This is a genomic window from Paucibacter sp. TC2R-5 (genome assembly GCF_025717605.1).
In the GTDB taxonomy this organism is placed as follows: domain Bacteria; phylum Pseudomonadota; class Gammaproteobacteria; order Burkholderiales; family Burkholderiaceae_C; genus Paucibacter_A; species Paucibacter_A albus.
The window spans coordinates 465,876-477,379 of sequence record NZ_JAJIRQ010000001.1 but is presented as its reverse complement, the minus strand read 5'-3'; the positions used below and the strand labels follow the sequence as shown (position 1 = coordinate 477,379).

The following is an 11,504-nucleotide window of genomic DNA, read 5'->3' as shown; positions in this document are numbered from 1 at the left end:
TTAAAGCCAACCGCTGGCAGTCAAGCCAGGCAAATTGATGGCCAATACCTTGGTGAACAACCAGAACACCGGCGCCGCAATGATCAGCCCTGTCAGGCCATCAAGCAGACATTGGCGCGGGCCGCCGCCCGGCTTTCCCTCGGACATGCGCAGGCCGCGCACGGCCAGCGCAAAACACAGCGAGCAGGCCAGGATGAAGCCGATCACGGTGATCAAGGCCGCGTTCGCCACCACGCCGCCGATCACAAAAGCAGCGGCGCGCCAGTCGCCTTGCTCCGCACCGGACGGCGCCTCCATCTCACGGTAGCCGCCGCTGCGAGCCTCCCAGATCAGCCATCCGCCACACAGCATCAGCACCACCGCCACAAACCAAGGCAAGGCGTTGGGGCCAATGCCCGCATAGCCGGCGTCGGACGAAATGAAGCTGGCGCCGTAAGCCATCAACACCCCAATCAAGAGTGCGCCAACCCCCACCCAGGTTTGCTGACCCACCGAGGCCGTACCCGAAGATGCACTCACCTCAGACCATCCCCGACTTGACCATGATGGCGCGCAGCATGGCGAACTCTTGGTCTACAAAGTCGGCAAAGGCCTTGCCGGTCAACAGCGCGGGCGTCCAGTTGTTTGACTCCAGCGCCGCGATCCAGGCCTTGTTGCGGAACACCGCTGTGACCATGTCGGTCAAGACCTTTTGCTGCTCCGGCGTGATGCCAGGAGGAGCGTATACACCGCGCCAGTTGCCGATCACCACATCTATCCCCAACTCGCGCAGGGTCGGCACTTTGACACCGGGCAGGCGCTGATCCGAGGTGACTGCGATCGCGCGCATCTTGCCGCTGGCGATGTACTGGGCAAACTCGGAATAGCCGCTACCACCGACGGTGACATTGCCGCCCAGGATCGCAGCCGTGGCCTCGCCGCCGCCGCGAAATGGCACGTAATTGATCTTGGCCGCATCAACGCCGGCGTTGCGCGCAATCATCGCGGCCGCCACATGCTCGGTCGAGCCGCGCGAGCCACCGCCCCATTTGACGCTGCCGGGGTCCTTCTTCAACTGCTCGACGACATCCTTCATGTCCTTCAACGGAGAGTTGGCTGGCAGCACGAAGACGTTGTACTCGGTCGTCAAGCGCGCAATCGGTGTCGCCTGCGACAAGCTGACCGGCGGCTTGCCCGTGATGATGCCGCCCAGCATCACCGCGCCCATCACCATCAGCGCATTCGGGTCGCCCTTGGACGCGTTGACGAATTGGGCCAGGCCCAAGGCGCCGGCCGCGCCACCTTTGTTCTCAAACTGCACGGATGAGACTTGGCCGGCGTCCTGCAAAGCCTTGCCCAATGCGCGGCCGGTGCTGTCCCAGCCTCCGCCCGGATTGGCCGGAATCATCATCTTCAGATTGGCTGCGGCCTGGGCTGACAATGGCAGACCGGCGCTGGCGACCAAGGCGGCCATGGACTTCAAAAAGGTATCGCGACGCATGATGTTTGTCTCCTGTTATCTGTCTGTACTACTGCCTCGCCATCGTCGCCGTCAAGCCTGTCAGTTCGCTGTCGAATGGACTAGGGCAAACCCGCTAGAGCGAAGACCATGAAACTGCTGTTGATCGAAGACGACCCCGCCATGCTGCTCAGCCTGACACGCAGCTTTGAGCGGCGCGGCCTGCAAGTGGCGACTTGCAGTGACGGCGCCTTGGCACTCGGCCGCTGGCAAGCCTGCTTGCCGGATGTGGTGGTACTGGACCTGAGCCTGCCGGGCCTGGACGGCCTGGAAGTGCTGGCGCAAGCGCGCAAGGCAGGCTTGGCGGCGCCGGTGCTGATCCTGACCGCACGCGGCACCGTCGGTGACCGCATCCTGGGGCTCAATGTTGGCGCCGATGACTATCTGCCCAAACCTTTCGATCTTGACGAGTTGATGGCGCGCGTACAAGCACTGGGCCGGCGCGCCGGTGCAGCGGTCAAGACCGGCGCCAGCAACGGCGCCTTCTGCGGCATGCGGGTGGACGCAGACAGCGGCGCTGTCTACCACGACGCTGTTTTGCTGGAGCTGACGCCGCGTGAAGGCGCGCTCTTGCGCGCCTTGCTGGCCCGTCCGGGTACGGCGATGGCCAAGGAGCGACTGTTCGACCTGGTCTTCCCTGGCGCGGCCGAGGTGCAGCTGGAGGCGATCGAGGTTGTCGCCTACCGCTTGCGCAAGCGCATCGCGCACACCGGCGCGCAGCTGGTGACCTTGCGCGGCCTGGGCTATTTGCTGAAGGCGCAGGCATGACGCGGCGTTCACTCGGTGCCAGTTCTTTGCGCCGCCAATTGATGGTCGGCATCTTGCTACCGGTCGTGCTCTTGATCGCCTTCAATACCGTCAGCCTCTACCATCAGGCCTTGCTAGCGGCTGACACCGCCTATGACCGCACCTTGTTGGCGACAGCCAAGTCCATCGGCGAGCTGCTGGAGATTGGCAGCGACGAGCTCGGTGCCCCCAAGCTGCATGCAAAGCTCAGCTACTCGGCGCTGGAGGCCTTCGAGGCCGACAATCGTAGCCGCATCTATTACCGGGTCAGCGGTTTCGCGGGCGAAATGGTGTCCGGCTTTGAGGACCTGCCAACTTGGCGCGGCAAGCTGCCCGAACAGGGTCCCTATGCGGCGCTGGTGACCTTTTACGATGCGCAGTTTCGCGGCGAGCCGGTGCGCATGGCCGTGCTCTTGCAGCCGGTGGCGGGCACCGCAGGTCAGGGCATGGCGACCATCCAGGTGGCCGAAACGCTTGAACTGCGCCACACGCTGGCGCGCCAGATCCTGATCGCAACCGTCTGGCGCCAGGTCCTGCTGGTGCTGGTGATTGGCGTGGTGGTGGTGGTGGTGGTCCAGCGCGCGACCTCGCCGGTGCGCCGCCTGAGCCAGCAGTTGCTGGAGCGCAGCGAAGGCGATCTGTCGCCGGTGCTGGCGCCCGACGCACCGCGCGAGTGGCGACCCTTGGTGGACGCCACCAACCAGGTGGTCGAGCGCTTGAGCCAGTTGCTCGAGTATCAAAAACGCTTCATCCGCGACGCCTCGCACCAGTTGAAGACGCCGCTGGCGGTGCTGAAGGTCCAGGTGCAGTCGGCGCTGCACGGCGATGTTGAACCGATGCAGGCCTTGAGCGAGATAGACCAGACCGTCAGCCGCGCCACGCAAGTCGCCAACCAGATGCTGGCGCTGGCCAAGGTCGAGCAGTTGCGCCAGGGTCTGGAGTCACTGCCGACGCAGGACTGGGCCGAGTTGACGCGGGCCGTCGCGCTGGATTTGGCGCCGCTGATCGCCGAGCAACAACTGGACTTTGATATCGTGACCGAGCCCGCGGCGGTTGACAGCCATGCCTGGGCGCTGCGCGAACTGACCCGAAATCTTCTGCACAACGCGATTCTGCACACCCCCGCCGGCGGGGGCTTGAGCATTCAACTGGTGCGCGCCGAGAGCCAAGCCGTGCTGACGATTGCCGACTCGGGGCCGGGTCTGTCGGCCGGGCAACAGGCACAGCTCTTCCTGCCTTTTGCAGCCGGCAGCGCCAGCAAGGGCTCAGGCCTGGGGCTGGCGATTTGCCAGGGTATTGCACAGTCACTGGGTGGCGCCGTTGCGCTAGAGAATCGCATCCGCCAGGGCCAGATCGAAGGCTTGGACGCTGTCGTCCGACTGCCTCTGAGCGTATCCGTTCAGAGTTAAGTGAAAATACGGCCATGAAATCTGCGCTGCCTGCCTACGACAAACTCTCCTGCGGACTGCGGCTGGACAAATGGCTGTGGGCGGCGCGCTTCTTCAAAACTCGCTCGCTGGCGGCCGAAGAGATCGGCCGCGGCCGCGTGCAGGTCAATGGCTTGGTGGCCAAGGCTTCACGCGAACTCAAAGTTGGCGATCTGCTGAAGTTCCGCCAAGGCGTGGTGGAGCGCGAGGTGCAGGTGCGAGGCTTGAGCCATGTGCGCGGCCCGGCCCCGCAGGCACAAGCCCTGTATGAAGAAACACCTGACAGTGTCGCCCAGCGGGAGAAACTCAGCGAAGCCCGCCGACTGGCACCCGAGCCAGCTCAAAGTATCACGCAAGGGCGGCCGACCAAGCAGGACCGTCGCCGGCTGGCAGACTGGGATCGTTGGTCCGCTTCAGACGGCAACTAGTTCCGGGATTCCCGCAACAACTGTCCCAAATACCCCTCTTGAAATCCTTGGAAAGGCGTCCATATAGACGCCATTGCTTATTTCCGCATCATGACGACACCTAACAATCCCCCCCAAGAACCTCTCAGCCAGGAAGAACTGATTGCCGCTGTCAACAGCGGCGACGACAGCAAAGTGGCTGAATTGGAAGCGCGTTTGGCCGAAATGTCGGACGCCTATCTGCGCGCCAAGGCCGAGGTGGAGAACATCCGCCGCCGCGCCGACGACGATGTCAGCAAGGCCCGCAAATTCGCAGTTGAGTCCTTTGCCGAATCGATGTTGCCAGTGATGGACAGCATGGAAGCTGCGATCGCCATGCCAGACGCCAAGGTCGAGACGGTGCTCGAAGGCGTGCACGCCACCAAGCGCCAATTGGCAGCCGCGCTGGAGCGCAACAAGGTGATCGAATTGAACCCGGCCGCCGGCACCAAATTCGATCCCCACCAGCACCAGGCAATCTCGGTCGTGCCGGCCGAGCAGGAGCCCAACACCGTGGTGATGGTGCTTCAAAAAGGCTACTCCATCGCCGATCGCACGCTGCGCCCGGCTCTGGTGACTGTTACGGCCCCCAAATAAATATGACTTGCGGGGCTTGAAAGCCAGCAAGTTATCCACAGCTTATAAGCATCAGTTTTAAGGCAGCCGCTCAAGCAAAAACGCTTCGGCTCTCAACAAATCTTCAGGAGAAAAGACAATGGGAAAGATCATCGGTATTGACTTGGGCACCACGAATTCGTGCGTGGCCGTCATGGAAGGCAACACGACGCGCGTGATCGAGAACGCTGAAGGCGCTCGCACGACACCGTCCATCATTGCCTACCAAGAAGATGGCGAAATCCTGGTCGGCGCTTCGGCCAAGCGCCAGGCTGTCACCAACCCCAAGAACACCCTGTACGCGGTGAAGCGCCTGATCGGCCGCAAGTTCACCGAAAAAGAAGTGCAAAAAGACATCGACCTGATGCCTTACACGATTGCTGCGGCCGATAACGGCGACGCCTGGGTTGAAGTGCGCGGCAAGAAGCTGGCACCTCCGCAAGTGTCGGCCGAGATCTTGCGCAAGATGAAGAAGACCGCCGAGGACTACCTCGGTGAAGAAGTCACCGAAGCTGTCATCACGGTGCCGGCTTACTTCAATGACGCGCAGCGTCAGGCGACCAAAGACGCCGGTCGTATCGCCGGCTTGGACGTCAAGCGCATCATCAACGAGCCTACCGCTGCGGCACTGGCCTTTGGTCTGGACAAGCATGGCAAGGGCGACCGCAAGATCGCTGTCTATGACCTGGGCGGCGGCACGTTTGACGTCTCCATCATCGAGATCGCGGACGTCGACGGCGAGATGCAATTCGAAGTGCTGTCGACCAATGGCGACACCTTCCTGGGCGGTGAAGACTTCGACCAGCGCATCATTGACTACATCGTCAGCGAGTTCAAGAAGGACCAGGGCGTTGATCTGACCAAGGACGTGCTGGCCCTGCAGCGCCTGAAGGAATCGGCCGAGAAGGCCAAGATCGAGTTGTCCAACTCCGCCCAGACCGACGTCAATCTGCCTTACATCACCGCTGACGCGACCGGCCCCAAGCACTTGAACGTCAAGCTGACCCGCGCCAAGCTGGAGTCCTTGGTGGACGAGTTGATTGAGCGCACGATCGCTCCTTGCCGCATCGCCATGAAGGACGCCGGCATCGCCGTGTCCGCCATTGACGACGTGATCCTGGTCGGCGGCATGACCCGCATGCCCAAGGTGCAGGACAAGGTCAAGGAGTTCTTCGGCAAGGAGCCACGTCGTGACGTGAACCCGGACGAGGCCGTGGCCGTCGGTGCCGCGATTCAAGGTCAGGTCTTGGGCGGCGAGCGCAAGGACGTGCTGCTCTTGGACGTCACACCGCTGAGCCTGGGTATTGAAACCCTGGGTGGCGTGATGACCAAGATGATCACCAAGAACACCACCATCCCGACCAAATTTGCACAGACCTTCTCGACCGCCGACGACAACCAGCCGGCCGTGACGATCAAGGTGTATCAGGGCGAGCGCGAGCTGGCTTCGGGCAATAAGAGCCTGGGCGAGTTCAATCTGGAAGGCATTCCGCCGGCACCACGCGGCACGCCGCAGATCGAGGTCTCGTTCGACATCGACGCCAACGGCATCTTGCATGTCGGCGCCAAGGACAAGGGCACCGGCAAGGAAAACAAGATCACCATCAAGGCCAACTCCGGCCTGACCGAAGCCGAGATCGAGAAGATGGTCAAGGACGCCGAGGCCAATGCCGGCGAAGACAAGAAGAAGGTCGAGCTGGTACAAGCCCGCAACCAAGCCGATGGCATGGTGCATTCGGTCAAGAAATCGCTGACCGAGCATGGCGACAAGCTCGAAGCGGCCGAGAAGGAAAAGATCGAAGCGGCACTCAAGGACGCCGAGGAAGCCATCAAGGGCGAGGACAAGGCCGATATCGAAGCCAAGACCGAAGCGCTGATGACAGCCAGCCAGAAGCTGGGCGAGAAGGTTTATGCGGAGTCTCAGGCAGCGCAAGCGGCTGCGGCTGGCGGCGCTGCTGAAGGTGCGGCCGAGCAGCCGCAAGCGCAGGCTTCTGCCAAACCGGCTGATGACAATGTCGTCGACGCCGAGTTCAAGGAAGTCAAAGACTCGAAGTGATGTAACTGATGCGTCAAACTCGTTGCTGCAACGGGTTTGACCGTCACCGCCGCCGCGACGCAGCCCCAGGGTCTGACCCAAAAGCTCGTCGCGGCGCTGTTGTTTGAAATGTACGGATCTGGCTCATGGCAAAGCGTGACTATTACGAAGCTCTCGGCGTCGCAAAAAATGCGACCGAGGACGAAATCAAGAAGGCCTACCGCAAGCTGGCCATGAAGTACCACCCCGACCGCAATCAAGGCGAGGGGGCGAAGAAGGCTGAGGAGCAATTCAAGGAAGGCAAAGAAGCCTACGAGATGCTCTCCAACCCGCAAAAGCGGGCGGCTTATGACCAGCATGGCCATGCCGGGGTGGACCCCAATATGGGTGGTCGCGGCGCGGGCGGCGAAGGCTTTGGCGGATTCGCAGAAGCCTTTGGCGACATTTTCGGTGACATCTTCAATGGTGGCGCCGGTGGTGCGGGCAGGCGTGCCGGCGGCGGTGGCCAACAGGTCTATCGCGGCAGCGACCTCTCCTACGCGATGGAAATCACGCTGGAAGAAGCGGCACGGGGCAAGGAGTCGCAGATCCGCATTCCAAGCTGGGAAAGCTGCGAGACCTGCAGCGGCAGTGGCGCCAAACCCGGCACCAGCGCCAAGACTTGCGGTTCCTGCAATGGCGCCGGCACCGTACATATGCGCCAGGGCTTCTTCTCGGTGCAGCAGACTTGCCCGCATTGCCACGGCACCGGCAAGATCATTCCCGACCCCTGCACGGCATGCAATGGCCAAGGCAAGGTCAAGAAAAGCAAGACCTTGGAGGTCAAGATTCCGGCCGGCATCAACGAAGGCATGCGCATTCGCTCGGCCGGCAATGGTGAGCCCGGCGTCAACGGCGGCCCGGCAGGCGATCTCTATATCGAGATTCGTTTGAAGCAGCATGAGATTTTCGAGCGTGACGGTGATGACCTTCACTGCACCATGCCGACGCCGCTGACCACAGCCACTCTGGGCGGCACCATAGAAGTGCCGACATTAGGTGGCAAGGCCGAGATCGACCTGCCCGAAGGCACGCAGCATGGCAAGACCTTCCGGCTGCGCGGCAAGGGCATCAAGGGTGTGCGCTCGAGCTATCCGGGCGATCTGTACTGCCACATCAGCGTCGAGACGCCGGTCAAGCTGACCGAGCATCAACGCAAGCTGATGAAGGAGTTGGACAAGTCCTTCCGCGACGGCGGCGAGCGCCATTCGCCCAATACCAAGAGCTGGGCCGATCGGGTCAAGGACATCTTCAAGTAAGCAGGCTTGCTGCGATGAAGCCAAAGCGCCCCGCTGCCCTCGCCGACCGGGGCGCTTTTTTTGTGTCATCCTGCACGGCCGGCGCCGAGTCGATTCAGTTTCTCCACAGTGCGGCCGATAAGCTCGGTGTGAGAAGCCCTGCACCCAAACCAAGCTCAAATCAACAGATGCCAAAGACCGCGAGCGGGAGTCCAGCATGGCGATGATGGACAGCGATATTCAGAATGCCTGCGCGCTGGTGATCGACAGCAATGCGACATCGCGCAGCCTGATGGCGTCCCAGCTGAGAGACCTGGGCGTGGCACAGGTTCGCCAAGCCACGCGCATCAACGATGCCCGCGTGATTCTTGAGCACAAAGCCTATGACATCGTGCTGTGCGACTACCATTTTGATGGCAGCGAAATGTCGGGGCAGGACTTGCTGGATGAGCTACGCCGCGAGCATCTGCTGCCCTATTCGACCGTGTTTGTGATGGTGACCGGCGAGGCCTCCTACAGCAAGGTGGCCGAGGCCGCAGAAGCTGCGCTGGACGCTTATCTGGTCAAGCCCTACACCATGGCCTCCTTGTCAGACCGTTTGGCCAACGCCAGGCATCGCAAACGCGTCCTGAAAGATATCTTCGAAGCGATTGAACGGCAGGACTTCGAGGCGGCCGCCGGTCACTGCCTCAAGCGTTTTGAAGCGCGAGGGCAGTTTTGGCTCTATGCCGCACGCATTGGCGCCGAGTTGCTGCTGCGACTCAACCGTTTTGATGATGCACGCCAACTCTATGACGCCATCATTGCCGCCAAGACCGTCCCTTGGGCGCGCCTGGGCGTCGCCCGTACCGAGTTGGGCTCGGGCAATGTGGCGGCGGCTCGCCGCACCTTGGAAACCCTGATCGGCGACATCCCAGACCATGCCGACTCGCATGATGTGATGGGCCGGGTGCAGATGGATCTGGGCGAAATCGAAGGCGCATTGGCCACCTATCGAACGGCTGCGAGATTGACACCGGGATGCCTGCTGCGGGCACAGCGCTGCGGCTGCCTGGCTTTCTACGCCGGGCAGCGAGCCGAAGCCCTGAAGCAGCTGGAACAGACGATGGCGCAGGGCTTGCGCTCCAAGCTGTTCGACATGCTAACCCTGGCCCTGATCGGCTTGATGCGCTTTGACAACCGCGACAGCAAAGGCTTGAAATACGCCGCCGATGCGATGACCAGCGAGCTCGAACGCCACCCTAACTCCAAGCGCCTGCAGCGTTTTGACGGGCTGTTCAAATGCCTGCGCTTCATGCTTGAAAAGCGCGTTGCCGACGCACTCGAACTGGCGCGTGAACTGACCCGCCGATCCAGCGAACAAGAAGACTTTGATCTAGAGGCAGCGAGCCTCTTGCTGGCGCTGTGGGTGCGCTTGGCGACGATGATTGAACTCGATGAGATGGATCAACTGGTCACCCAGCTTGGCCTGCGCTTTTGCACCGCGAAGGCGGCCACCGAGGTGCTGGTGGCCATGAGCGAAGGCAATGAGCGGGTGGCCGAAGAGCTGCGCAGCAGCCATGCCAAGATTTTCAGCATCGCCGAAACCGCGATGCGCCACTCGATGCGCGGCTCGGCGCGCGTCGGTGTTGCCCTGTTGATCCAGCAAGGCGAAGTCACCCGCAACGCCAAGCTGATCGATATGGCCAGCCTGGTGCTCAAGCGTCACACCGAAAAGATCGAGGATGCCGAAGAGTTGACCGAAACGATTCAGCAGCTGCACGCCAAGTATGTACTGCCGCTGGGTGGCACGGCCAACCGCAAGCGAGCGGCTGGTGGGCTGGCTCTGCGCACCTAAGGTGCGCGTTAATGTCCGCGTACAAGCTCCTGCTGCTCGGGGCCGATCAGTACTCGTCGCCGCTCACGCCGACGTAGCCAGGTGCTAGATTTTCAAACTTGGTATGCATGCGCTGGAAGAACAGCTTGACGGTTCCGACCGGGCCGTTACGCTGCTTGGCGATGATGATCTCGGCAATGCCCGGCTCCTTGGACTCTTCCTTCATGTAGTAGTCGTCGCGGTAGATGAACATGATGATGTCCGCGTCCTGCTCGATGGCGCCCGACTCCCGCAAGTCACTCATCATGGGCCGCTTGTCGGGGCGCTGCTCAACGCTTCGGTTGAGCTGCGAGAGCGCAATCACCGGGCACTGCAACTCCTTGGCCAGCGCCTTCAGGCCGCGCGAGATTTCACCGATCACGGTCGCGCGGTTTTCCTCATTGCCGCTGTTGCCGCTCATCAACTGCAAGTAGTCGACGATGATCAAGCCCAATTTGCCGCAAATACGCGCTTGCCGACGCGCACGCGCGCGCACTTCGGAGGGGCTCAGGCCTGGGCTTTCATCGATGAAAATGCTGGCCTTGCCGAGCTTGTCGACGGCCTCAGACAATCGGCCCCACTCGTCATCGGCCAGGCGACCGGTGCGCAAGTGACTCTGGTCAATACGACCGATCGAGCCGACCATACGCATGGCGAGTTGAGCGGCGCCCATTTCCATGGAGTAAATAACGACCGGCAGGCCTTCGTTGATGGCCACGTTCTCGCCGATATTGATCGCAAACGCGGTCTTGCCCATCGACGGGCGGGCGGCCAAAATGATCAGATCACCAGGCTGAAAACCGGCCGTCATGCGATCCAAATCAAAGAAGCCGGTGCGAACACCGGTGACGTCCTCGGCGCCGTTTTCAGCCAACTCATTGACCCGGTCGATCAACGCCACCACCAGGTTATCCATACTCTGGAAGCCCTGCTGGCTGCGCGAGCCCTCCTCGCCGATGCGGAAAATCTTGCCCTCGGCTTCGTCAAGAATTTGCGCCACCGCCCGGCCCTGCGGGCTCAGGGCAGCGGTGGCGATTTCGTCACTCGCGCTGACCAGCTTGCGCAAAATGCCGCGCTCGCGCACGATCTCCGCATAACGGCGAATATTAGCGGCACTCGGCACGCTCTGCGCCAGAGCATTCAGATAAGCCAGACCGCCGCACTCTTCGGCCTTGCCGTGTGAGGTCAATTCCTCGAACACGGTCACGACGTCGGCAGGCTTACCGCCATTGATCAACTTGCCGATGGCAACAAAGATCTGTTTGTGCTCGAAGCGGTAGAAGTCCGACTCGGTCAACAAATCGCCGGCCCGGTCCCAAGCCGAGTTATCAATCAGCAAGCCACCCAACACGCTTTGCTCCGCCTCGATCGAATGCGGCGGCGTGCGCAGACGCGCCACTTCGTCGTCACGGCGATCAGCACCGGCAGATGAACCCGGTGAACCCGGAGAGCCAGGTAAAGGCGTTGAAGAGAAAGTCGCGCTCATGGTGGTCCTACTCGCTGCTGCTCGGTAATTGCTAAACAGCCCTGTCCTGTGGACAAGCCTGTGGAAATGCAGGGGATGA

Annotated in this window: 9 protein-coding genes and 1 pseudogene; 7 read left to right on the top strand and 3 right to left on the bottom strand. The window is 61.7% G+C overall.

What is annotated here, in order from left to right; genetic code table 11:
• Positions 1–519, bottom strand: a complete 519-nt coding sequence (locus tag LNV08_RS01975) for a tripartite tricarboxylate transporter TctB family protein (RefSeq protein ID WP_263531969.1) — start codon at positions 517–519, stop codon at positions 1–3.
• A gap of 1 nt (position 520) precedes the next feature.
• The gene (locus LNV08_RS01970) at positions 521–1,480 is read right to left on the bottom strand and encodes a Bug family tripartite tricarboxylate transporter substrate binding protein (RefSeq protein WP_263531968.1); all 960 of its coding nucleotides are present in this window, start codon (positions 1,478–1,480) and stop codon (positions 521–523) included.
• Between the two features lie 108 nt (positions 1,481–1,588).
• On the opposite strand from LNV08_RS01970, the gene LNV08_RS01965 reads away from it, so the two are divergent.
• From LNV08_RS01965 to LNV08_RS01935, 7 genes and pseudogenes are all read left to right on the top strand, one after another.
• A complete protein-coding gene (locus LNV08_RS01965) occupies positions 1,589–2,266 on the top strand; it encodes a response regulator transcription factor (RefSeq protein WP_263531967.1) in 678 nt (225 codons plus the stop codon).
• Positions 2,263–3,693 carry a sensor histidine kinase gene (locus LNV08_RS01960; protein WP_263531966.1) on the top strand — a complete coding sequence of 477 codons (1,431 nt, stop codon included), beginning with the start codon at positions 2,263–2,265 and terminating at the stop codon, positions 3,691–3,693. Before LNV08_RS01965 ends, LNV08_RS01960 begins: the two co-directional genes overlap by 4 nt.
• Before the next feature lie 14 nt (positions 3,694–3,707).
• The gene (locus LNV08_RS01955) at positions 3,708–4,139 is read left to right on the top strand and encodes an RNA-binding S4 domain-containing protein (RefSeq protein WP_263531965.1); all 432 of its coding nucleotides are present in this window, start codon (positions 3,708–3,710) and stop codon (positions 4,137–4,139) included.
• A gap of 90 nt (positions 4,140–4,229) precedes the next feature.
• Entirely contained in the window at positions 4,230–4,754 is a 525-nt protein-coding gene (gene grpE / locus LNV08_RS01950) for a nucleotide exchange factor GrpE (protein WP_263531964.1), read from the top strand.
• Positions 4,755–4,869: 115 nt separating this feature from the next.
• Positions 4,870–6,828: pseudogene (gene dnaK, locus LNV08_RS01945) on the top strand (molecular chaperone DnaK); the annotation flags it as partial.
• A gap of 125 nt (positions 6,829–6,953) precedes the next feature.
• Entirely contained in the window at positions 6,954–8,105 is a 1,152-nt protein-coding gene (gene dnaJ / locus LNV08_RS01940) for a molecular chaperone DnaJ (protein WP_263531963.1), read from the top strand.
• 196 nt (positions 8,106–8,301) lie between these two features.
• Positions 8,302–9,921 (top strand): response regulator, encoded by a 1,620-nt coding sequence (locus tag LNV08_RS01935; RefSeq protein ID WP_263531962.1) that lies wholly within the window; start codon positions 8,302–8,304, stop codon positions 9,919–9,921.
• 46 nt (positions 9,922–9,967) lie between these two features.
• On the opposite strand, the gene dnaB is transcribed toward LNV08_RS01935, so the two are convergent.
• Complete coding sequence (gene dnaB, locus LNV08_RS01930) at positions 9,968–11,425, bottom strand: replicative DNA helicase (RefSeq protein ID WP_263531961.1); 1,458 nt, start codon at positions 11,423–11,425, stop codon at positions 9,968–9,970.
• Positions 11,426–11,504: the final 79 nt, after the last annotated feature.